Below are 21,899 nucleotides of genomic sequence, written 5' to 3' on the forward strand. Positions count from 1 at the left end.
GAGAGCGCGCTAGAAGACATAAAATGCTCTGTCAACCGGTTAAATGCGAAATAAAGATGCAAATTGGCCGGTGATATCGCAAGATTGTGGCGACAGGCGCATCCAATGTGCCGGGGGCTGATGGGCCAGCCAGGTGTATTGCCGCTTCGCATAATTGCGGGTTGCCTGCTGCCCGCGACTTACTGCCTCGTCACGCCCAATCGATCCATCCAGCCATGCGGCGATCTCACGTACACCGATCGCGCGCATTACCGGGAGGGCCGGGTCGAGCCCTCGTTCGAGAAGCGCGATCACCTCCTCGGCCGCGCCTCTTTCGATCATGTCTCCGAATCGCGCGTTACATCTTGCGTAAAGTGCGTCTCGTTCGGGCAGCAGGATCAGGGGGTGAAGGTCGACGGACTGTGCAATTCCGCCCGCGCGTTGACATTGCCATTCAGACAGGGGTCGGCCTGTTGACCGGACGACTTCAAGAGCCCGAGCAAGGCGTGTGCGGTCCGCCGCCGCAATCCGCGAGGCCGCGGCGGGGTCTTCGCGCCTGAGCATTTCGCCTAGATCGGCGGGGGAAAGGGAGCGCACTTCCGCGCGGATCGAAGGGTCGATCGGCGGAACAGGCGCGATCCCGTCGAGCAGCGTCCTGATGTAAAGGCCCGTGCCGCCGACGAGTATCGGTATCGCCCCGGCGTGGTGAGCAGCGTCGATCTCGGCCTTCGCAGCCGCGGCCCAGTCCGCCGCCGAGCACGCCACGGAGCCATCCCAGGTCCCGAACAAGCGGTGCGGCACACCGCGCATTTCGGCTTCGGTAGGGCGGGCGCTCAGAACAGTCAGATCTCGGTAAACCTGCGCCGAGTCAGCGTTGATGACCACGGCATCGCGGCCGGACTGGCCAAGCTGGAAGGCCAGCCTGACCGCCAGTTCGCTCTTGCCGCTCGCGGTCGGCCCAGCAATAAGCGCCAGCTTCGGCTGGTCGCCAGTGTCGGCCAAGGAGATCGAATTGCTCATCGCCCGCCTGTTAGCAGAGACCGCGTCGATTGCGGACAATCTCGATCGTGCACGCGAGATGCTGCGTGCGCGGGGCTGGATCGTGGCCATGGCCGAGACGGTGCGCAGCGGAAGCGACGCGATCGAGATACTGCTCCCCGACGGAGAGCAGCAGGCAGTGCGTGCCATCCTCGATGAGTGCTTTTCGCCAAGCGATCTGATCGTTTCTGACAGGCCCTTCGAGGTGCCGAAGCTGTTCGTATCGGACATGGACAGCACGATGATCGCTGCGGAATGCATCGACGAACTCGCCGATTTCGCCGGCATCAAGCCGCAGATCGCTGCGATAACGGAAAGGGCGATGCGCGGAGAACTGGAGTTCGAAGGCGCCCTGCGCGAGCGCGTCTCCCTGCTTGCAGGAATGCCCGACAGCGCGATCACTCAATGCCTGGATGAACGCATCGCCCCGATGCCGGGGGCAAGGACGTTGGTGCGAACACTGCGGGAGAAGGGCTGCTATACGGTCCTGGTCACGGGCGGATTTCACGCCTTTGCCGATCCGGTCGCTGAACTTCTGGGGTTCGATCGGGTTGTTGCGAACCGCCTGGAGGTTCAGGATGGGAGGTTGACCGGCGGGCTGGTCGGTTCGATCACCGACAGCAGCGTCAAGGCTCACGTATTGCAGGAAGAACAGCACAGACTGGGCGATCATACGACCAGCCTGGCCATGGGCGACGGCGCAAACGACATCCCGATGCTGACCGCGGCGACTTGGGGCGTTGCCTACCGGGCCAAGCCTGCCGCTCGCGAGGCCGGACAAGGATGGATCGAGCGCGGCGACCTGACCGCGGTCTTGGACCTTTTCGATATTCCCCGTACCGAATGGGTGCGCGACTAGCTCGCCGCGGTGGCGAGGACGGGGCTTTCCCCGACCGCGTGTGACGCGAGCCAGGCCGCCAGGTCAGCCTTGCCCCTGGCGGTGTAGGCTTCCTTACGCACCTTCTTCTTTACGTCGCCCATTGGCGGGAAGAGTCCGAAATTGACGTTCATCGGCTGATAGGTCGCAGCCTCGGCGTCACCCGTGATGTGGCTGAGCAGCGCACCTAAAGCGGTGGTGCGAGGCGGCGGCGCCCACTCGCGGCCGCTGAGTTCTGCTGCGGTCATCATGCCCGCGAGGAGGCCGACTGCAGCGCTTTCGACATACCCTTCGCAACCGGTGATCTGGCCGGCGAAGCGGACATGTGGAGCTGACTTGAGGCGCAATTGCCGGTCCAGGAGCATCGGCGAGTTGATGAAGGTGTTGCGATGCAGTCCGCCCAGCCGTGCGAATTCGGCGTTCTGCAATCCGGGTATGGTTCTGAAAAGCTCGACCTGCGCGGCGTGCTTCAGCTTGGTCTGGAAGCCCACCATGTTCCACAGTGTCCCGAGGGCATTGTCCTGCCGCAGTTGCACCACCGCGTAAGGCCAGCGCCCGGTGCGTGGATTGTCGAGGCCCACGGGCTTCATCGGGCCGAACCGCAAGGTTTCGACGCCTCGCTCGGCCATGACCTCGATCGGCATGCATCCATCGAAATATGGCGTGTTAGCTTCCCATTCGCGAAACTGCGTCTTGTCCCCTGCAAGCAGCCCGGCATGGAACGCCTCATACTGATCCCGGTCCATCGGGCAGTTGATGTAGTCCTTGCCGTCGCCGTCGGGACCGGAGCCCTTGTCCCATCGGCTCGCCATCCAGGCGATGTCCATGTCGATACTGTCGTGGTGGACGATCGGCGCGATCGCGTCGAAGAAGGCCAGCGCATCGGCGCCCGTCGCGCCGGCTATACTTTCAGCGAGCGAAGTGGCGGTAAGTGGGCCGGTCGCAACGATCGTCAGCCCGGCTTCGGGAAGCTGGTCGATCCGCTCGCGCGCTATCGTCAAGTTCGGCAGTGCGCCAATCGCTCGCTCCACCTCAGCGGAGAAAATGTCGCGATCGACGGCCAACGCCGAGCCGGCGGGAACGCGAGCCTTGTCAGCGGCGGCCATGATAAGCGAGCCGCAGCGGCGCATTTCATCGTGAAGCAGGCCAACGGCATTCTTGTCCGAATCATCGGATCGGAAGCTGTTCGAACAGACGAGTTCAGCCAGACAATCGGTGTGGTGGGCGGGAGTGCGCTCGCCGCTTCCGCGCATTTCGGAAAGTCGGACGCGCAACCCACGCCGGGCCAACTGCCACGCAGCCTCGCTGCCGGCCAATCCGCCGCCGATGATATGAATGTCATGGATCATCGGCCGTCCATACGGCTGGCGCTGGCCGATTGCCAATGTCATTGGTCTGGGGAATGCAACTGGGGGAACATTTCCATGCCGCGTCGAGCTCTGGCTGAAAAGCGACCCTGGCTTCTCGCCAGCCTGTTTTTCGGCGTGACCTGGATGTTCGTTGGCGAGAGCCGACTTCCCGGCCTCTACCAGATTGGCTGGAAGGGCGCAGGCGTCGGATTTCTGGCGATATACGCGTTTGCCCGCCACGCCGGAACCGACGGACGGTTGCTCACGGCGGTTATGGCCCTTGGAGCGGTCGGCGATTGCGCCATCGAAATCGATCCCGTTGCGGGAGGGGCGGCGTTCTTTGCCGCCCATCTCTTCGCGATTGCGCTTTACGCGCGACATCGTCGGGATACCACGACCGCGAGCCAGAAGATGCTTGCGGTCGCGCTTCTCATCGGCGTCCCGTTGAGCGGCTACTTTCTTCCTTCCGAGAGGAACATGGCTCTTCCGATCGCGCTTTATGCGCTGGCGCTAGGGGGCATGGCTGGAATGGCGTGGACGAGCTCGTTTCCCCGCTATCGCGTTGGGACCGGCGCGCTCCTGTTCGTTGCCTCGGATCTTCTGATTTTTGCGCGCATGGGGCCGCTCGCCAATTCTGCGCTTCCGGACATCCTGATCTGGCCGCTGTACTATTGCGGGCAGCTGCTGATCTGCACGGGCGTGCTCAAGATGCTTCGCGCGGCCGCACATCCCCGGGTTGATCGTCGTTCCGCCGGGCATCGTCCCATGCCGCGATAGTTGTCCGGTGAAGCTCGCGCCGGTGCCCTTCGTAGCCGCCCGTGGCGCGGTGGAGAACGGCGCGATTGTCCCACATCACGAGCATGTCGGGTTCCCATTTGTGGCGGTAAACGAACCGGTCCGAGCTTTGCCAGGCGTAGAGTTCGCGGAGCAGGGCGGTCGCCTCGGCTTGAGGCATACCTTCGATTCCGATGATGTACCCGAGGCAGGAGAAGAAGCCCTTTCTTGCGGTTTCGGGATGGATCGCAATGAGAGGGTGGGCTTGTGTCGCCAGGGCTTCCTCGCTCGGGCGAATGGCCATGCTGCGCCCCGCGTCACCCTTCCCATAGGTACCATCGGGCGAATAGGCGAGGCGGGCCGAGTGGATCGCGACTAGGCCTTCCAGCTCGCGTTGGCGTTCGGGCTCAAGCGCTTCCCACGCGGCATTCTGATTCGCAAACAGGGTGTCGCCGCCGAAGGGTGGAATATCGACCGCGAGAAGACAGGTCCCGGCGGGCGGACGGGCCTGAAAGCTCCAGTCGGTATGCCAGTTCTCCGCGAATAACGGGGTCTGCTCGTCCGCTTCGCGCAAGATCGCCGCTACATGCTCGCGTCCAGGTATGGGGGCGAAGAACGGATCGGTGCCGAACCCACCAAACGCGACGGTAAATCGTTCAAGATCGTCGTCGTCCATCTTCTGACCCGGAAACGCCAGAACCTGGTGGTCGAGCCATGCGCGCCGGATCGCGGATATCGATTCCGCGTCCAGCGGCCGGGTGAGGTCGACTCCGGTGACGCGCGCTCCGCACGCCGCTCCGGAAGGTTCGACCTCGATCACGTCAATCCTCGCCGTCCGGGGTTTCAGGCGTTGTCGTCGCTTCCGCTTCACCCTCCGGCTCGTCCGTGTCGTCGCCGGCGTCGGCAAGGCGCACGGCACTGACCACGTGCTCATCGTCGGCCACGTTGAAAAGGCGCACGCCGGCGCTGCCGCGGCCGATGACGCGCAGACTCTCAAGCGGCAGCCTGATGAGTTTTGCCTGATCTGTGACCAGCATGAGCTGATCGATCTTGGTCGCCGCAAAGCTCGCCACGACAGGCCCGTTGCGCGCGATATTGTCGATATTCGTGATCCCCTGACCGCCCCGGTTGGTACGGCGGTACTCGTAGGCCGAGGACAGCTTGCCGTAGCCATTGGCGCAGACAGTGAGGATGAACTGCTCGTCCTCGTCCATCGCCGCCATCGTGGCTTCGTCAAGCAAGGGATCGCCCTCGCGCTCTCCCTTCCAGGGGGCGAAGCGCAGGTATTGTTCGCGCTTTTCGGCATCAGCGTCGAGCCGGTGGAGGATTGAGAGCGAGATGACCTCGTCGTCACGCTTGAGGGTCATGCCGCGCACGCCGGTCGAAGTCCGGCTCTGGAACTCGCGCACGTCGTCGGCGGCAAAGCGGATCGCCTTGCCCTGGCGCGTCGCGAGCAGGACGTCGTCGTTCGGCGTGAGCAGCGCGACGCCGATCAGCCGGTCGTTGCTATCCTCGTCGAACCGCATCGCGATCTTGCCGTTCGACGGGATGTTCGAAAACGCCCCCATCGAATTGCGCCGCACCACGCCGCGCGCGGTCGCGAACATGACGTGGAGATCGTTCCAGCTGTCTTCATCCTCGGGCAGGGTGAGGACGGCAGCGATCGTCTCGTCCTTGTCCAGCGCAGGCAGCAGGTTGACGATCGGCCGGCCGCGCGTTGCCGGCCCGCCTTCCGGCAAGCGCCAGACCTTGAGGCGATAGGCTTTCCCCGCGGTCGAGAAGAACAGGACGGGATTGTGCGTGCTGGTGACGAACATCGTCGCGACCGCATCTTCTTCCTTCGTCGCCATCCCGGCGCGGCCCTTGCCGCCGCGGCCCTGGGCACGAAACGTCGAGAGTGGCGTGCGCTTGATGTAACCGTCGAGCGTGACGGTCACGACCATCTCCTCGCGCTCGATTAGGTCCTCGTCCTCGATCCCGTCCCAAGCGGGCGCAATCTCGGAGACGCGCGGCGTGGCGAAGGCAGTGCGCACTTCGACCAGTTCCTCGCGCATTACGGCGTAAAGCTTGCGGCGGTCGGCGAGAATTTCCAGGTAGCCGGCAATAGCGTCGGCAAGTTCCTGAAGCTCGCCACCGATCTCGTCCCGTCCGAGCGCGGTAAGACGGTGAAGCCGAAGGTCGAGGATCGCCCGGACCTGGGCTTCGGACAGGCGATAGGTGGCGCCCGGTCCTTCGGTCCCGTCGTCGAGGTCGTCTTCAATCGCTTCGACGAGGCGAATATATTGGGCGATTTCGCCCACCGGCCATTCCCGTGCGAGCAACTGTTCACGGGCTGCTGCGGGGTTGGGCGCGGCCCGGATTATGCGGACCACCTCATCGAGGTTCGTCACTGCGATGACGAGGCCGAGCAACAGATGCGCGCGGTCCCGCGCCTTGTTGAGTTCGAACTTCGTCCGGCGGGTGATCACCTCCTCGCGGAAGGAGATGAATGCGGCGATGATCTCGCGCAATGAGAGCGTTTCAGGCCGGCCGCCGCGGATTGCCAGCATGTTAGCTGGGAAGCTCGACTGGGCGGGGCTGTGGCGCCACAACTGGTTCAACACCACTTCAGGCGTTGCATCGCGCTTCAGGTCGATGACGACGCGCACGCCCATGCGGCTCGATTCGTCGCGGATGTCGGCAACGCCCTCGATCCGCTTGTCTTTGGCGGCCTCGGCGATCTTCTCGACCAGGCCGTTCTTGCCAACCTGGAACGGGATCGAGGTGAGCACGATCGAACGGCGATCACCCCGCGATTCCTCGACGACGTGCCGGCATCGCTGCAGAATGGAGCCGCGACCCTGGGTGTAGGCAGCGCGCGCGCCGGCATTGCCGAGGATGATCGGAGCTGTCGGAAAATCGGGTCCGGGAATGATGGCAAACAGTTCGTCCGCCGAGATCAGCGGATTATCCATCATCGCCAGGCAGCCGTCGATCACTTCGCCCAGATTGTGCGGCGGGATGTTGGTCGCCATGCCGACCGCGATGCCGCCGGCGCCGTTGACGAGCAGGTTGGGAAAGCGGGCAGGCAGAACCTGGGGCTCGGTCCGCGATCCGTCATAATTGTCGACGAAATCGACAGTGTCCTTGTCGAGATCGTCGAGCAGGCTGTTTGCGACGCGGGCGAGTCTTGCCTCGGTATACCGCATCGAGGCCGGCGGGTCGGGGTCCATCGACCCGAAGTTGCCCTGGCCATCGACTAGCGGTAGCCGCATCGACCAGTCCTGGGTCATGCGCGCCAGCGCATCGTAGATCGCGCTGTCGCCGTGCGGGTGATAGTTGCCCATCACATCGCCGACGATCTTGGCCGACTTCCGATAGGGCCGCCCCGCGACAAAGCCGCCTTCCTGGCTGGCAAACAGGATCCGGCGGTGAACTGGTTTCAGACCGTCGCGCACGTCGGGCAGGGCCCGCGCCACGATCACGCTCATCGCGTAATCGAGATAGCTTGTCTTCATCTCGTCGACGATGTCGATCCGCTGGAATTCGGGATCGGGAATTGGGGCGGCTGCCTCGAGAATGTCGGTATCGTCGCTCACTTCGGGCCGGGTCTTTTCGTTGCTGGCGGGGGAGAAAACCAGTTACGGCAATGGCGCGAAGAATGCCAGCAATCGTGCCGGGAACGGGCCGCGCTGGAACGAGTTTTCCACACATCGATGCACGTACGTTCAGCCAGACCGAACTATTTCTGAACGTGAGTAGCGGGAAACATTCAATTACCGTTCAGCGCCAGAACCTTAGCAGGCCGCTGGTTGCCAAGCAGTGGAATTGACGCCACTAGCCGCGGCGGAATTCTAGCGATCAAGGGCCGCTTAGGAGCGGCTCCATCAGGAGACGATGACATGGGCAAGTTCAGCTTCACTTCGGGGCGCATCACCTTGGGCGTGGTTCTCGCGGCAGGCGTGGCCGTCGCCGGCGCCGCTGTTCCCGCGCAGGCCAAGACTGAAAAGCCGAAGCCGGAGGCCAAGGCAGCCGGGAAATTTTCGAAGGAATTTGCGGCCGCAGCGCAGCCGCTGCAGATCGCGCTCGACAAGGCAAAGGTCGCCAAGGCCAAAGGTCCCGCCGGCCAGGCTGAGCTCGATGCGGCGCTCGCCGGCACTGCCGCGATGATGGCGGCCGCCGAAGCTGCCATCCAGACGCCGACCGACCGACTTGTCGCTGGCCAGTTCGCGATCAATCTCGGTGGCTACAACAATGACATCAAGCTGCGTCAGCGCGGCGCCCAGTACATTGTCGACAGCGGACAGATCGGGGCCGACAAGCTACCGGAGTTCCAGTATTACCTTGGCAACTTTGCCTATGCGAACAAGGACTACGCTGCCGCCAAGACCGCGCTCGCCGCTGCCGTCGCGGGCAAGTATCCGTCGGACGACGCGGTCGAGCTTCTCGCAGACAGCTATGTGAAGGCGGGCGATCCCGCCGGCGGCCTGGCCCAGATCCGGAGCGCCGTCGACGCGCGTCGCGCCGCCGGCCAGACCGTTCCGAACAACTGGCTGAAGCGCGCCAACCTGATCGCTTACAATGCCAAGCTGGGGCCGCAGGCGATGGATTGGGCGATGACGCAGGTCGAACTTTACCCGACCGCGTTCAACTGGCTCGGCTCGACCCAGCTCGTTCGCCGTTTTGCCAACTACGGTCCGCAGGAAAACGTCGATCTGTTCCGGCTGATGCAGCGCACGGGCGCCTTCAACAACGATGCGCAGTACGTGCAGGGAGAGTACAAGGAATACGTCGAAGCTCTCGATGCGCGCCGGCTCCCCGGAGAAGTGCTCAAGATCCTCGACAGCGGCATCGCCGCGGGCAAGCTGAGCGCATCGGCGCCTTGGGTTTCCGAAGCTCGTGCGACGGCAAACGGGCGCATCTCGAGCGACAAGGCTTCACTTGGCGGGCAGGTTGCGAGCGCAAAGGCTTCCCCGAATGGAACTGCAGCTCTTTCGCTGGCCGACGCCTACCTGAACTACAGCAACGCGGCACAGGCCGAATCGCTCTATCAGGCGGCGATCGCCAAGGGCGGAATCGACAAGGATCGCGCCTATACCCGTCTGGGCATCGCTCAGGTCGACCAAGGCAAGTGGGCTGCGGCCAAGGACAGCTTCAGCAAGGTCGGGGGAACCCGTCTGCCGCTCGCGAAGATGTGGCTGATCTACGTCAACCAGAAGATGGCCGGCGCTGCAGGCTGATTAAAGGTAACCCAATCAAACAGGCGGGCGGCAGGCAACTGTCGCCCGTTCTGATTCCGGGCTTCAGCGAAGTCGCTTGACGTAGAGTTGCTTGTCCTCGCGCCGCTCGACTTTGAACCGGGTGCTGTCCTTCAGGAGGTCGGACAGCCGCTTGTAACCATAGTTTCGAACGTCGAAGCTGGAGCGGTTTCCGGCGATGTTGCCCATTTCGCTGAGTGCCGCGAACCCTTCCTCATCGCGCTTCGATGCCTTCCACGCAGCGCCGAGAAGATCGTTCAGCTCTTCCTCCACCGGCAACTTCTGGGGGGGCTCGGATTCCTGGCGCCCTCCGTTATCTGCAGCATCGTTGGCGATCAGTGCATCGACGTCGATGAAACGGGTGCAAGCCGTGCGAAACGCCTCGGGCGTCTTGGAACTCCCGAAGCCGTATACGACGATCCCGTCCTGGCGCAGGCGGCTGACGAGCGGGGTAAAATCGCTGTCGGAACTCATGATCCCGAACCCATCGACCTTTCCCTGATAGAGCAGATCGATCGCATCGATCGTCATCGCCATGTCGGTGGCGTTCTTGCCCTTGGAAACGTCGAACTGCTGATGCGGACGGATGCCGAAGCGATTCGTTATCTTGTCCCACTTTGACAGGCCCTGCTTGGCGAAGTTGCCGTAAGCGCGCCGTATGTTCACCTGCCCAAGCTCGGCCATGACCGTGAGAACAGGGTCGATGCCGGCGGGCGAGGTATTATCGGCATCGATCAACAAGGCGATGTTGCGCAGCGGCGGGCTTAGATCATCCATGCCCTCTTGTGGCGCAGCACCGGACTCGGAGCAACTGCCGCCACGGGAGCGCTAGACGGTCGGGAGGAATTCGCCCGTCACTTCGTCCATAACGTGCAGGACGCCGTCCGAGATCGCGAAAAATGCGCCGCGCAGCTTCAGCGTTCCCTCACGTTCCTTGCGTCGAATGCACGGGAAGGTCCGCAAGTTTGCCAGGCTTACCCTGACACCGGCCTCTTCCATCGCGCGCTCCGCTGTCCGCCCGGTGGTTCCGAGCCGGGGCACGACTTCGGCGCGTGCTTCGTCGAGCATGGCGATCCAATCGGCGATGAAGCCGCCTTCGCCCGGGGGGTTGCCATGAAGTTCACGGGTCAGCGCAGCACGGGCCCCGCCGCACATGCCGTGGCCCAGCACCACGATCTCCTTCACGCCGATGACCTGGACTGCGAATTCGAGCGCGGCAGAGACGCCGTGATGACCCGGCGCGGTCTCGAAGGGAGGTACCATCGCAGCGACGTTGCGCACCACGAACATTTCGCCGGGGGCTGCATCGAATATCTGCGCCGGGTCCACCCTACTGTCGGAGCAGGCGATCACCATCACCTCGGGCTCCTGGCCCTCGCGGAGTTCGGCCCACCGATCGCGTCTGGGCGTCCAACCGGTTTCGCGAAAGCGCCTGTAACCGGCGACCAGATTCTCGAAAACGGGCGAAGGGGCGGAGGCGGGGGGAGTGGTGTCGGTCATAACTGGCCTCATGGCGCGCACATTTGGCACTGGCAAGGGTGTGTGTTCGCCATTATCTGGGCCGCATGAACAGCCCTGCCGCCGTGCCTGCAATCACCGCTCGTCCCGACCGCCAGCGCAAGCCTGACTGGATTCGGGTGAAGGCCCCCACCAGCAAGGGCTATGGCGAGACGCGCAAGCTCATGCGTGATCTCGGCCTGAACACGGTGTGCGAGGAAGCAGCCTGCCCCAACATTGGCGAGTGCTGGACCAAAAAGCACGCCACCGTGATGATCCTCGGCGACGTTTGCACGCGCGCCTGCGCATTCTGCAACGTCAAGACCGGCATGCCGCGCGTGGTGGACCGCGACGAGCCGGAGCATGTCGCCCAGGCCGCCGCCAGCCTGGGGCTCGAACACATCGTCATCACGTCGGTCGACCGCGACGATTTGCCTGATGGCGGCGCCGGCCAGTTCGTGAAGGTGATCGAGGCGCTACGCCGGACGACACCGGGTACGACGATCGAGATCCTGACGCCCGATTTTCGGAACAAGATGCGCCCTGCGGTCGAAGCCATCGTCGCGGCGGGTCCGGACGTATACAACCACAATCTCGAGACGGTGCCGCGGCTCTATCCCACCATTCGCCCAGGGGCGCGCTATTATGCGTCCCTGCGCCTTCTTGAAGAGGTGAAGCGGCACGATCCGCGCATCTTCACCAAGTCGGGCATCATGCTGGGCCTCGGAGAGGAGCGGCTTGAAGTCCATCAGGTGATGGACGACATGCGCTGCGCCGACATCGATTTCCTGACGATGGGCCAGTACCTCCAGCCCACTCCGCGCCATGCCAAGGTGCAGGATTTCGTGACGCCGGAGGCGTTCGGCGCCTTCGGCGCGATCGCGCGCGCAAAGGGTTTCCTGCAGGTGGCGTCGAGCCCGCTGACCCGGTCCAGTTACCACGCGGGCGATGATTTCCGCGCGATGCGCACCGCCCGTGAGGAAAAGCTGGCCCGCGCCGGCGCCTGACGCACCTTGCCCAGGATCACCGAAACCCGCGAGCTTCCCTGGTCGGCCGAACAGATGTTCGACCTTGTCGCCGACGTTCGACGCTATCCTGAGTTCCTGCCCTGGGTCATCGCGACCCGAATTCGAAGCGACAGCGAAGAAGCGATGGTCGCCGATATGGTGGTCGGGTTCAACGCGCTCCGCGAGAAGTTCACTTCACGCGTGGTCAAGGCCCGGCCCTCGATGATCGACGTCGATTATGTTGACGGTCCGATGCGCAGCCTGGACAATGTCTGGCAATTCCACCCGCTCGGGCCAGAACGCAGCCGCATCGAGTTCTGCGTCGATTTCACCTTTCGCAGCACGATCTTCGAGGCACTAGCCGGCCAGTATCTGGACCGCGCCTTTCGTAAGATGGTCTCGGCCTTCGAGGCGCGAGCCGCCGCGCTTTATGGTAGCAGCAGTTCCAGCGCGACCAGGACAGCCTGACGACGCACATCCGCGCGGGTTTTCGCCTCCTCGAATATCCGCATCTCGGCATTGGCGTCTTCTTCGGTATCGCCGCGATGCGCGCAGGCGAACACGACCGTACCGACCGGCTTTTGCTCGGAACCGCCATCGGGACCGGCGATGCCCGTGATCGCAACCGCCACATCGGCATGGCTGTGGGCGAGGGCGCCTTGCGCCATCGACCAGGCGACGGCGACCGAAACCGCGCCGAAGGTCTCGATGAGGTCGCGCGATACCCCCAGTAGTTCTTGCTTCGCCTCGTTCGAGTAGGTCACGAATCCGCGGTCCAGAACCGCGGAACTGCCGGGGATTTCGCTCAGCGCCCCCGCGACCAGGCCCCCCGTGCAGCTTTCCGCCAGCGCAATCTTCCTGCCGCTGGCGAGATTGGCGGCGACCACTCGTCGGGCGAGTGCGACGAGGTCGTCTGGCAGAAGGGAATCGGTCATCACTCTGGTTGCGCCCGCAGTGGTCAGGACTTGCAGATTGGCAGTGAACCTGGCTTTTGCTCGTCGCCGGCCATTCCGGCAAGAATTCCTACGAGCTCCACCGTATTACTGGCGGGAAGCGGGCTAAGAAGTCGCATCAGGTTATCGGCCATAACGCACTGCCCCGGCTTCAATTTCTGTCCGATCATGCCACCGATCATGCCCTCGACAAAAGGTTGCAGGGCAGCGTCCGGCATTCCCGCGACCATGTCGACGGTGCTCTTGTCCTTGTCTCCCGCGAGCTTGAAGAAGGCTTGGCGCGCTACCGGCCAGGCAGCTTGCTTGCCCTGCGCATAGCTTGCGATGAGTGCGGGACCGTTACGGCGCATAAACCCGTCGCTAGGCACGGCGGCGCTGCAATGATCGATAACTCCGGTTAGCACGCTGGGCATCGCAAAGGCGACCACCGACTTGATCTCGCGCGGAGTGAGGCAAGCGCTCGTTGTTGCCGCGGCGGCAGCCGATTGAAGAGGCAGTGCAAGGGCGAGCGCGAGTGCCGCATGTTTGAAGGTAGCGCGCATTGTAATTCGATCCTTTCCATTCCGGGCAATCCCCCGGGGTCATCACGGGACTATGGGGACAACTGTGGCACTGGCCTGAACCGCTATGCCTTCGCCGCGCCCGGAAAATCCCAGCCGCTCTGTCGTGGTTGCCTTGACGCTGACCGCGTCGATGTCAACGTCGAGGATGTCGGCGATCCGCGCCCGCATCTGCGCGCGGTATGGACCGATCTTGGGCGCCTCGCAGATGATGGTGACGTCAACGTTTCCAATCGCATAGCCGCTTTTGGCGGCAAGGGCGACGGCGTGTGCCAGGAAGCGGTCGGAACTAGCGCCGAGCCAGCGTTGATCCGTCGGCGGGAAATGTTCGCCGATGTCGCCACAGGCGGCAGCCCCGAGAACGGCGTCGGTCAGGGCATGGAGCGCGACGTCGGCGTCACTGTGGCCGGAAAGACCGCGATCGTGGTCTATACGGACGCCGCAAAGCCAGAGCTCTTCGCCCGCAACCAGCCGATGGACGTCGAAACCGGTCCCGGTGCGCGGATGGACCGCTTTCGTCACGGCCGAAGGCTGAAGGTCACCAGCGAACGTCACTTTGCGCAAAGCCTCGTCCCCCTCGACCAGCGCCACCTCGAGGCCCGCACGGCGGGCGACTTCCGCGTCGTCACCAGCAGCCGCAGGGCCTTTCCATTCGCGGTGTGCGGCGAGGATCTCCGGAAAGCGAAACGCCTGGGGAGTCTGGACGCGGTGCAGCCCATTTCGCGGGACAGTCCCTTCATTTTCGCGAAAGAGGCTGTCGACCACCGGCAGCACCGGGATCGCCCCAGGCGCGCTCGACAGAGCATCGATGAGGCGTAAGATAACAGCTGTGGTCAATCCCGGGCGAGCGGCGTCATGGATAAGGACCAGGTCAGGAGCATCTGAGGCCAGTCTTTCAAGTGCTGCCCTGACCGAATCCTGCCGCATGGCCCCGCCGGAAACGAGAGTGACTCCCTCTATTCCAGCGAGCGCGTCTTGCGCGGCTGCATGAAGGTCGCTGCGCGTTGCGACGAGAATCGGCGAAATCCCGGCGTGGGCGAATGCCTCGACCGAATGACGCATCAGCGGCTTGCCCAGGTGCGGCGCGAACTGCTTCGGAACAGGCGCTCCGGCGCGGAGCCCTTGTCCTGCGGCAAGCACAATTGCGGCAATTTTCGTGGGGACAGCAGGGGAGGACACGTCCGCGCTCTATCAGCCTTGCCGCCTTTCCGCCAATGCGGTATGCGCTGCCCGTTTTTTAGGCACGCTTCATGACAATCGCACCCCTTCCGCCACGGCTCGCGCCGATCATGATCGGCCATGTCCGGGTCGCCGATCCTGTGGTTCTGGCCCCGATGACCGGCGTAACCGACATGCCGTTCCGCCGGCTTGTGCGCCGCTTCGGTTCGGGCCTGAATGTGACCGAGATGATCGCAAGCCCGGCCATGATAAGGGAAACACGCCAGTCCCTTCAGAAGGCGGCTTGGGATGCGGTGGAAGAACCCGTTTCGCTACAGCTCGCCGGATGCAGCCCGAACGAAATGGCCGAGGCCGCAAAGCTCAATGCCGATCGCGGCGCCGCGATTATCGACATCAACATGGGCTGTCCGGTGAAGAAGGTCGTCAACGGCGATGCCGGATCGGCGCTCATGCGTGATCTGCCGCTAGCCGCCGCTCTGATCAGGGCGACGGTCGAAGCCGTCGACGTGCCGGTTACGGTCAAGATGCGCATGGGTTGGGATCACGCCTCCCTCAATGCACCCGAGCTGGCCCATATCGCCGAGGATCTCGGGGCGCAGCTCATCACCGTCCACGGCCGGACCCGTTGCCAGATGTACAAGGGCGAGGCGGATTGGGCTTTCGTCCGCCGGGTAAAGGAAGCAGTTTCGCTTCCTGTCATCGTGAATGGCGACATCTGCGGGATCGGCGATGTCGCGACAGCTCTGGCGCAAAGCGGTGCTGACGGGGTGATGATCGGCCGAGGGGCCTACGGTCGGCCTTGGCTGCTGGGCCAGGTGATGCACTGGCTGCGTCACGGTACCGAGCTTCCCGCTCCGACGCTCGACCAGCAATATCACCTGATTATAGAGCATTATGACGCCATGCTCGAGCATTACGGCACCGAGGTCGGGGTCAAGATGGCGCGCAAGCATCTGGGCTGGTACACGCGGGGTCTGCCGGGCTCTGCCGAGTTCCGCAATCGCGTGAACTTCATCGACAATCCGCAAGCCGTGCGCCACGCGCTCGAGGCGTTTTACGATCCCGCCGTGGCGCGCGCGGCCGCGTGACCTGAGGTGGTCGGATGAGCGGCCTTGCCGACTTCAGGCGACCCGATCCCCAGCGGATCGTAGCCAGCCTGCCATTGGCGGTCTTGCTCGTCGGACCGGATCTGACGATCGCAGCCGCCAATCCGGCGGCTGAGCAGTTGACGGGGCAGGGGGCCCGCCGCCTGATCGGGCGGCCTGTCCGTGCCCTCCTCGATCTTGATCAACCGCGCGTGCTCGAAGCGTTGGGGGAGGGAGACGCGCAGCTACTCGCACGCGGCGTCGTTACCCGGATTGCCGGGCGCGAGACGCGCCCGTTGGACATTGCAATTGCGCCGGTCGCTCATTGTCCTGGGTGGCAGCTCCTGACGCTCAACGAGCCCATCGGGGTCGAGGCCCTGACAGGTGATGGAGCTGGGTCCGGCGCCGGCGAAGGCATAGCCTTGCGCGCTCCCGAGGTTCTTGCACACGAGATCAAGAACCCGTTGGCGGGCATCCGGGGCGCGGCACAGCTGCTAGCCCGCAAGCTCGGCGACGATGACCTCGCCTTGACGGGATTGATCACATCCGAAGTCGATCGCATCGCGAAGCTTATCGACCGCATGCAGTCCCTCAGCCGCGCTGGGACCGAACCTTCCGCGCCCTGCAATCTCCACGAGGCGGTGCGTCGCGCGCAAGCTGTTATTGCTGCCGGAAGCAACGGTAGCTGGTCGATCGAAGAGGAGTTCGATCCTTCGCTGCCGCCGATACTGGCTAGCGCCGACGCGCTGGTCCAGGTGGTTCTCAATCTGCTGACGAACGCGCGCGAGGCGAGCAACGGGGTCCGTAATCCGCGCGTGATAGTGAGCACGCGATTTGCGAGCGGGATCCGCCTTGTCGGCGGCAAAGACCGCGCTCCCGTTAGGCTTCCAATCGAGTTACGCGTGAGCGACAACGGACCCGGTGTGGATCCGGCGCTGCGGGATCACATCTTCGATCCGTTCGTGACCGGCAAGGATCACGGTCAGGGCCTTGGCCTTGCCATGGTCCAGAAACTCGTACGCGAGATGAACGGCCGGATCACGCATGATCGCGACGCTGCTACGAGCTTGACCCATTTCCGGGTCCACCTACCAGTAGCCGCCGAGCGACCAATGCCGGCACAACGAGAGGCCAGTGCGAAATGACTCGCCGCATCCTGCTTGTTGAGGACGACGCATCGATTGCCGTCGTGATCACCGCCGCGCTCGAGGCTGAAGGTTTTGCCGTCAGCCGCAGCGACAGCATCGCCGGACGCGACCGGCTTCTGCGCGATCACGATTTCGCTGCGATGCTTACCGACGTGGTGCTCGCGGACGGGGACGGTATCGAGACACTCGGGTCAGTCCGCGCGCTGAAGCCCGACATGCCGATCATCATTCTTTCGGCGCGTAACACACTCGATACCGCAGTCCGCGCCAGTGACACGGGTGCGTTCGAATACTTCCCCAAGCCCTTCGACCTCGACGAACTGGTCCGTGCCGTGGACCGGGCGGCAGGTCTTTCTGCCGAATCCGACATCGTCGACGGCGGAGTCGATCTCCCTCCATCATTGCCGCTTGTCGGGCACAGCGCGCCGATGCAGCACGTCTATCGCATGATCACGCGCGTGCTGCGCAACGACCTTACGGTTCTTATCCTGGGCGAGTCCGGCACCGGGAAGGAACTGGTCGCCGAAGCGATCCATAACCTCGGCAATCGTTCAAGCGGTCCCTTCGTGGCGGTCAATGCAGCAGCCATTCCCGCGGAGCTGATCGAGAGCGAGCTTTTCGGACACGAGAAAGGCGCATTTACCGGGGCGATGGCGCGCCATATTGGAAAGTTTGAGCAGGCAAGCGGTGGAACCCTGTTCCTCGACGAGATCGGTGACATGCCGATGCAGGCCCAGACTCGACTACTTCGCACTCTTCAGTCGGGCAGCGTACGCAGGGTTGGAGGCCGCGACGAAATACGCGTGGACACGCGAATCATCGCCGCAACCAACCGCGACCTTGCCCCGATGATCGCCGAAGGACAGTTTCGCGAGGATCTGTTCTATCGCCTGAACGTCGTGCCGGTCGAACTGCCCGCGTTGCGCGAGCGGCGAGACGATATTGAGCCTCTGGCGCGTCATTTTCTGGCCCAAGCCAGCGCCGAGGGATTGCCGCGCCGCCGGCTCTCGGCGGACGCGGTCGCTACGCTCGCGGAGCAGTATTGGCGCGGGAACGTGCGCGAGTTGCGAAATTTTATCTTTCGCCTGGCCTTGCTGGCGCGAGATGAAACCGTTGATCGTGGCGCGGTTGTTGCACTTCTCGAGCAAAGTACGCCGCGTAGCGACAGGCATCTGCCCGAAGCTAGGGATGCGCAATCGATCGATGCCGGGATCGGGTCGGCACTTGCGCGATGGCTTGCGATCGAGACTCCTCCCGCGGGCACCCTCTACGACGCCGCGCTCGCAGCGTTCGAACGCCCGCTGTTTGCCCATGCCCTTACGACGACGGCCGGCAACCAGGTGAAGGCGGCGCGACTGCTGGGCCTAAATCGCAACACACTGCGCAAGCGGCTTGTTGAGTTGTCGATTTCAGCCGAAGATTTCGCTGCGCGACACTAGACGATTACTAGATATGTGGCGTTTCTGCCGCAATTCAACGATTAGCGCTTGCAAACAGGCAACAGCAGCGTTGTAGATTAGCCACGATGGCCGCCGACACTTTCCCGGGCCCCAAGCGATGGCCCCGCTGGTGGCGACGGCTGTCCATCGCACTTCGCCGAAGCAATATCTACGGATGGCTGGAAGTCATCGCCGGCATTTCGCTGGTCGGCATGGGCATCACCAGTTGGTTTGCCGTCGATTCCCGCCAGGCAGAGTCTCAACTCCTCCCGTCCACCCTTGCGGCGAGTCTGCTGGTTGGAACCCTTGTTCCTGCAATGGCGCTCATCGTGCTGGTCGGGCGGCGTGCAGCGCTTCGGCGCGCACAGCGGAATATCATGGGCAGCACGGGACGGCTGCATGTCCAGCTCGTCTGGCTCTTCTCGCTCGTTGCCGCCGTGCCGACGCTGCTCGTAGTCCTGTTCGCGTCGCTGCTGTTCCAGTCCGGCGTTGAGTTCTGGTTCTCCGACAATTCGCGGGGGATGCTCGAAAATGCGAACAAGCTCGCGCGCGGTTACTATGAACAGAACCTTCGCGATGTCGGGAACGAGACCGTCGCCATGGCGGGAGACCTGCGTGACTATCTTTCGCAGGCCAAGATCACGAGCCCTGAGTTTGCCGAGGGTTACTCGTTCCAGGTCGTCAGCCGCCGGCTCAACGAAAGCGCCATTCTTCAACGTACTACCGACGGAAAGCTACTGACCGCAGCGATCGTCGATCCTGAAAAGGACAGTTCGCGAACGCGCATTTCCCCAGAGACGCTGCGCAAGCTCGATGCCGGAGAGCAAGTGGTCGTATCCGCAACGGCCAGCCGGATCGAAGGCGCGACAGCTATCGACGCGGCGTCGGGCGTGTATCTCTATGCCGCTCGCAGTTCCGATGCCCTTGCGCTTAGTCAATGGGAGCGTGCGCAGGGCGTGCTCAAGGCTTACGACGTTCTCACCCAGCGCGCCCGCAATCTTCAGCTTCGTTTCAACTTGGCACTGCTGTTCATCAGCCTTGCACTTGTCGCCCTTTCGGTATGGTTCGCGCTGCGATTTGCCGACCGCCAAGTGGCCCCGCTGGCAGAGCTCGTCTCGGCGGCGCGGACGGTCGGAAGCGGGAATTTTGCCATGCGCGTTCCCCATCGTTCGGGCGCGGACGAGATCGGGCTCCTGAATCGCGCGTTCAACCGGATGACCGAACAGATCGACCGGCAGACGCGGGCGCTGGTTGGCGCGAACGCCCAACTCGAGGATCGCCGGGCCTTCATCGAGGCTGTCGTGGAATCGATCAGCGCCGGAATCATCTCGGTCGACGAGGAAGGCATGGTTCGGCTCATCAACAGTTCCGCAATCCGGATACTTCTTGGCCGCGATGGCTATCCTCACCTGGGTCAGCCGCTCGCCGAGTTCGCACCCCAGCTTGCCTCACTTGTCGATGCCGCGTTGTCCAATGGGGTCGTGCAGTACAATCGGGGGGGCGAACTGCTTACCTTGGCCGTGAAGATCGCCAAGGATCCGATCGGTCACGTTATCACGTTCGAAGATATTACCCGCCAGCTCCTGGACCAGCGGCAGGCAGCCTGGTCCGACGTGGCGCGGCGCATCGCTCACGAAATCAAGAATCCGCTTACGCCGATCCAGCTTGCTACCGAGCGATTGCGGCGCCGCTACGGCAAGCAGATCCAACTCGATCCTGAATTGTTCGACGAACTGATCGATACGATCATCCGGCAGGTCGGCGACCTTCGGAAGATGGTGGACGAGTTTTCGAGCTTCGCCCGTCTGCCCAAGCCTGTCTTCCGCTCGGAAGACGCGGGCGACCTCGTCCGCCAAGCCGTGTTTCTCCAAGAGGTTGGCGCTCCGGGCATCGACTTCCGTTACAGCGCGGAAGGGGCGGGGGAGATTGAATGCGACCGCCACCAGTTCGGCCAGGCAATGACGAACGTGCTGAAAAACGCGGTCGAAGCGATTGAGGCGCGCCAGCGCGGGGCCGAGCCGGATTATCGCGGCCGCATCTCGGTCGATGTCAGGGGCAGTGACCGGACTCTGACGGTCAAGGTCGCTGACAATGGCATCGGCCTTCCCCAGGATCGCGAGAGAATCGTGGAGCCATATGTTACAACCCGCGAGAAGGGCACCGGACTGGGCCTCGCGATCGTCAACAAGATCGTGGAGGAACACGGCGGTGAGATGACCTTTGCCACCGCGCCCGAAGGTGGGGCCGAAGTCACGCTGACATTTGCTCGTTCACCGCTCCAACAAGGTGCCGAACGCGAGGCCGGCGACGGTCGGGCGGCCGCCGAATGACGTATTCAACACCGGAGATTGCCTGATGGCGCTCGACATCCTGATCGTTGACGATGAACGAGACATTCGTGAACTTGTTTCGGGCGTCCTCAGCGATGAAGGCTATAGCTGCCGAACCGCGGGAGACAGCGAAGCGGCGCTTGCCTCGATCGACGAGCGCAGACCCAGCCTCGTCCTACTCGACGTCTGGCTGCATGGCAGCCCGATGGACGGGCTCGAAGTGCTAGATGCAATCAAGGCGCGAGAGCCCGAGCTGCCCGTAATCATTTTTTCCGGTCACGGAAACATCGATACCGCTGTTTCGGCGATAGCCCGCGGCGCGATGGATTTCATCGAAAAGCCGTTCGAGGCAGAACGCCTGCTTTTGCTGGTCGAGCGTGCGACCGAGACAGAGCGCCTGCGCCGGGAAAACGCCCGCTTGCGCCAGGACTTCGCAATCGCTGACGAGTTCACGGGCAATAGTCCGCTGATCAATCAGGTGCGTGCCACCCTGAAGCGGGTTGCCAATACCGGCAGCCGGCTCTTGATCACTGGCCCTGCGGGGTCGGGAAAGGAGGTCGCGGCTCGTCTTCTCCACAGCTGGAGCCCGCGCGCGGGCAACGCCTTCGTTACGGTCAATTCGGCTCGCATCACGCCGGAACGCTTTGAGCAGGAACTGTTCGGGGAAGAGGAGGGGGGCAAGCTTGTCCGTGCCGGCCTGCTGGAAATGGCCGATGGCGGAACGCTGTTCCTCGACGAGGTGGCGGACATGCCCGCGTCGAGCCAGGCGCGGATCCTGCGCGTGCTTACGGAACAGGCATTCGTACGGGTAGGGGGGCACCGCCAGATCCGGGTCGATGTGCGGGTCGTGTCTGCAACGTCGCGGAACCTCGAAAGGGAAATCGCCGAGCGGCGGTTTCGCGAGGATCTTTTCTATCGGCTCAACGTAGTTCCGGTCACGATTCCCTCGCTGGCTGAGAGGCGGGATGACATACCCGCGCTCGCCGATCATTTCTTCGCGCGCTACGCCGCGGACCACGGTGTCGCCGCCCCGGGTGTCTCAATCGAAGCGATGGCCGCGCTGCAAAGCTACGACTGGCCTGGCAACGTCCGGCAATTGCGCAATGTCGTCGAGCGGACCGTCATCCTCGCCCCGCGGGAGCGGCTTGGCCGGATCGATGCCGACATGCTCCCTTCCGAACTGGTCAGCAGCCAAGTCGGCGCGGAAAACGGCTCTTCGGCGCTTATGGGAGTGCCCCTTCGCGAAGCGCGGGAAAACTTCGAGCGTGAATACCTGAAAGTCCAGATCCGCCGCTTCTCAGGCAACATCTCCAAGACCGCCAGTTTCATCGGGATGGAGCGGTCCGCGCTGCACCGCAAGCTCAAGCTACTCGGCATGGTAGAGCGCCGCGACGGCGACGATCCCGAATAGCGGAACCTCGCTCCCTCAAATCCGTTTACGGCGCGT

The 21,899-nt window shown here is 63.3% G+C and carries 19 protein-coding genes; 10 read left to right on the forward strand and 9 right to left on the reverse strand.

Going from position 1 to position 21,899, the window contains the following annotated elements:
* Positions 1–39 precede the first annotated feature (39 nt).
* The gene (miaA, locus tag ACFO0A_RS08790; RefSeq protein ID WP_379538635.1) at positions 40–999 is read right to left on the reverse strand and encodes a tRNA (adenosine(37)-N6)-dimethylallyltransferase MiaA; all 960 of its coding nucleotides are present in this window, start codon (positions 997–999) and stop codon (positions 40–42) included.
* Here miaA and serB point away from each other — a divergent pair.
* A complete protein-coding gene (serB, locus tag ACFO0A_RS08795) occupies positions 992–1,876 on the forward strand; it encodes a phosphoserine phosphatase SerB (protein ID WP_379538636.1) in 885 nt (294 codons plus the stop codon). The genes miaA and serB overlap by 8 nt on opposite strands.
* Here the strand turns inward: serB and trmFO are convergent.
* Positions 1,873–3,243, reverse strand: a complete 1,371-nt coding sequence (gene trmFO / locus ACFO0A_RS08800; protein ID WP_379538637.1) for a methylenetetrahydrofolate--tRNA-(uracil(54)-C(5))-methyltransferase (FADH(2)-oxidizing) TrmFO — start codon at positions 3,241–3,243, stop codon at positions 1,873–1,875. The two genes, serB and trmFO, sit on opposite strands and share 4 nt — an antisense overlap.
* A gap of 75 nt (positions 3,244–3,318) precedes the next feature.
* Between trmFO and ACFO0A_RS08805 the strand changes: the two genes are divergently transcribed.
* On the forward strand, positions 3,319–4,020 hold the full coding sequence (locus ACFO0A_RS08805) for a lysoplasmalogenase family protein (protein WP_379538638.1): 702 nt from the start codon (positions 3,319–3,321) through the stop codon (positions 4,018–4,020).
* On the opposite strand, the gene ACFO0A_RS08810 is transcribed toward ACFO0A_RS08805, so the two are convergent.
* Positions 3,947–4,837, reverse strand: coding sequence for a TauD/TfdA dioxygenase family protein (locus ACFO0A_RS08810; RefSeq protein ID WP_379538639.1), 891 nt, complete (start codon positions 4,835–4,837; stop codon positions 3,947–3,949). The two genes, ACFO0A_RS08805 and ACFO0A_RS08810, sit on opposite strands and share 74 nt — an antisense overlap.
* A gap of 1 nt (position 4,838) precedes the next feature.
* Entirely contained in the window at positions 4,839–7,595 is a 2,757-nt protein-coding gene (gene gyrA / locus ACFO0A_RS08815; protein ID WP_379538640.1) for a DNA gyrase subunit A, read from the reverse strand.
* Positions 7,596–7,898: 303 nt separating this feature from the next.
* Here gyrA and ACFO0A_RS08820 point away from each other — a divergent pair, with 303 nt between their 5' ends.
* Positions 7,899–9,236: a hypothetical protein gene (locus ACFO0A_RS08820; RefSeq protein ID WP_379538641.1), complete on the forward strand. Its 1,338-nt coding sequence runs from the start codon at positions 7,899–7,901 to the stop codon at positions 9,234–9,236.
* Between the two features lie 63 nt (positions 9,237–9,299).
* Here ACFO0A_RS08820 and ACFO0A_RS08825 read toward each other — a convergent pair whose 3' ends face one another.
* Together ACFO0A_RS08825 and ACFO0A_RS08830 are read right to left on the reverse strand one after the other, a co-directional pair.
* A complete protein-coding gene (locus ACFO0A_RS08825; protein ID WP_379538642.1) occupies positions 9,300–10,031 on the reverse strand; it encodes an NYN domain-containing protein in 732 nt (243 codons plus the stop codon).
* 51 nt (positions 10,032–10,082) lie between these two features.
* The gene (locus ACFO0A_RS08830; protein ID WP_379538643.1) at positions 10,083–10,754 is read right to left on the reverse strand and encodes a carbonic anhydrase; all 672 of its coding nucleotides are present in this window, start codon (positions 10,752–10,754) and stop codon (positions 10,083–10,085) included.
* A gap of 65 nt (positions 10,755–10,819) precedes the next feature.
* Here ACFO0A_RS08830 and lipA point away from each other — a divergent pair, with 65 nt between their 5' ends.
* Both lipA and ACFO0A_RS08840 read left to right on the forward strand, forming a co-directional pair.
* Positions 10,820–11,758 (forward strand): lipoyl synthase, encoded by a 939-nt coding sequence (gene lipA / locus ACFO0A_RS08835; protein WP_379538644.1) that lies wholly within the window; start codon positions 10,820–10,822, stop codon positions 11,756–11,758.
* Positions 11,759–11,764: 6 nt separating this feature from the next.
* On the forward strand, positions 11,765–12,226 hold the full coding sequence (locus ACFO0A_RS08840; RefSeq protein WP_379538645.1) for a type II toxin-antitoxin system RatA family toxin: 462 nt from the start codon (positions 11,765–11,767) through the stop codon (positions 12,224–12,226).
* On the opposite strand, the gene ACFO0A_RS08845 is transcribed toward ACFO0A_RS08840, so the two are convergent.
* The 3 genes from ACFO0A_RS08845 to ACFO0A_RS08855 are packed head-to-tail and all read right to left on the reverse strand — an operon-like array spanning position 12,187 to position 14,450.
* Entirely contained in the window at positions 12,187–12,693 is a 507-nt protein-coding gene (locus tag ACFO0A_RS08845) for a CinA family protein (RefSeq protein ID WP_379538646.1), read from the reverse strand. The genes ACFO0A_RS08840 and ACFO0A_RS08845 overlap by 40 nt on opposite strands.
* A 23-nt stretch (positions 12,694–12,716) precedes the next feature.
* Positions 12,717–13,253: a hypothetical protein gene (locus ACFO0A_RS08850; protein ID WP_379538647.1), complete on the reverse strand. Its 537-nt coding sequence runs from the start codon at positions 13,251–13,253 to the stop codon at positions 12,717–12,719.
* Between the two features lie 42 nt (positions 13,254–13,295).
* Positions 13,296–14,450, reverse strand: a complete 1,155-nt coding sequence (locus ACFO0A_RS08855) for a bifunctional 2-C-methyl-D-erythritol 4-phosphate cytidylyltransferase/2-C-methyl-D-erythritol 2,4-cyclodiphosphate synthase (protein WP_379538648.1) — start codon at positions 14,448–14,450, stop codon at positions 13,296–13,298.
* Positions 14,451–14,521: 71 nt separating this feature from the next.
* On the opposite strand from ACFO0A_RS08855, the gene dusB reads away from it, so the two are divergent.
* The 5 genes from dusB to ntrX all read left to right on the forward strand — a co-directional run bounded on the left by dusB (position 14,522) and on the right by ntrX (position 21,863).
* On the forward strand, positions 14,522–15,538 hold the full coding sequence (gene dusB, locus ACFO0A_RS08860) for a tRNA dihydrouridine synthase DusB (protein WP_379538649.1): 1,017 nt from the start codon (positions 14,522–14,524) through the stop codon (positions 15,536–15,538).
* Between the two features lie 14 nt (positions 15,539–15,552).
* A complete protein-coding gene (locus ACFO0A_RS08865; protein ID WP_379538650.1) occupies positions 15,553–16,680 on the forward strand; it encodes a two-component system sensor histidine kinase NtrB in 1,128 nt (375 codons plus the stop codon).
* Positions 16,677–18,122 (forward strand): sigma-54-dependent transcriptional regulator, encoded by a 1,446-nt coding sequence (locus ACFO0A_RS08870; RefSeq protein WP_379538651.1) that lies wholly within the window; start codon positions 16,677–16,679, stop codon positions 18,120–18,122. Before ACFO0A_RS08865 ends, ACFO0A_RS08870 begins: the two co-directional genes overlap by 4 nt.
* An 86-nt stretch (positions 18,123–18,208) precedes the next feature.
* A complete protein-coding gene (locus ACFO0A_RS08875; RefSeq protein WP_379538652.1) occupies positions 18,209–20,452 on the forward strand; it encodes a sensor histidine kinase in 2,244 nt (747 codons plus the stop codon).
* Between the two features lie 25 nt (positions 20,453–20,477).
* The gene (gene ntrX / locus ACFO0A_RS08880; protein WP_379538653.1) at positions 20,478–21,863 is read left to right on the forward strand and encodes a nitrogen assimilation response regulator NtrX; all 1,386 of its coding nucleotides are present in this window, start codon (positions 20,478–20,480) and stop codon (positions 21,861–21,863) included.
* Positions 21,864–21,899 lie beyond the last annotated feature (36 nt).

Source organism: Novosphingobium tardum (assembly GCF_042652045.1).
Taxonomy (GTDB): domain Bacteria; phylum Pseudomonadota; class Alphaproteobacteria; order Sphingomonadales; family Sphingomonadaceae; genus Novosphingobium; species Novosphingobium tardum.

Coding starts and splice junctions, on each gene's coding strand:
- trmFO (WP_379538637.1), bottom strand. CDS start 3,243: ATGATCCATGACATTCATATCATCGGCGGCGGATTGGCCGGCAGCGAG.
- ntrX (WP_379538653.1), top strand. CDS start 20,478: ATGGCGCTCGACATCCTGATCGTTGACGATGAACGAGACATTCGTGAA.
- ACFO0A_RS08805 (WP_379538638.1), top strand. CDS start 3,319: ATGCCGCGTCGAGCTCTGGCTGAAAAGCGACCCTGGCTTCTCGCCAGC.
- miaA (WP_379538635.1), bottom strand. CDS start 999: ATGAGCAATTCGATCTCCTTGGCCGACACTGGCGACCAGCCGAAGCTG.
- ACFO0A_RS08845 (WP_379538646.1), bottom strand. CDS start 12,693: ATGACCGATTCCCTTCTGCCAGACGACCTCGTCGCACTCGCCCGACGA.
- ACFO0A_RS08850 (WP_379538647.1), bottom strand. CDS start 13,253: ATGCGCGCTACCTTCAAACATGCGGCACTCGCGCTCGCCCTTGCACTG.
- ACFO0A_RS08870 (WP_379538651.1), top strand. CDS start 16,677: ATGACTCGCCGCATCCTGCTTGTTGAGGACGACGCATCGATTGCCGTC.
- ACFO0A_RS08875 (WP_379538652.1), top strand. CDS start 18,209: ATGGCCGCCGACACTTTCCCGGGCCCCAAGCGATGGCCCCGCTGGTGG.
- dusB (WP_379538649.1), top strand. CDS start 14,522: ATGACAATCGCACCCCTTCCGCCACGGCTCGCGCCGATCATGATCGGC.
- lipA (WP_379538644.1), top strand. CDS start 10,820: ATGAACAGCCCTGCCGCCGTGCCTGCAATCACCGCTCGTCCCGACCGC.
- ACFO0A_RS08865 (WP_379538650.1), top strand. CDS start 15,553: ATGAGCGGCCTTGCCGACTTCAGGCGACCCGATCCCCAGCGGATCGTA.
- ACFO0A_RS08820 (WP_379538641.1), top strand. CDS start 7,899: ATGGGCAAGTTCAGCTTCACTTCGGGGCGCATCACCTTGGGCGTGGTT.
- ACFO0A_RS08830 (WP_379538643.1), bottom strand. CDS start 10,754: ATGACCGACACCACTCCCCCCGCCTCCGCCCCTTCGCCCGTTTTCGAG.
- ACFO0A_RS08825 (WP_379538642.1), bottom strand. CDS start 10,031: ATGGATGATCTAAGCCCGCCGCTGCGCAACATCGCCTTGTTGATCGAT.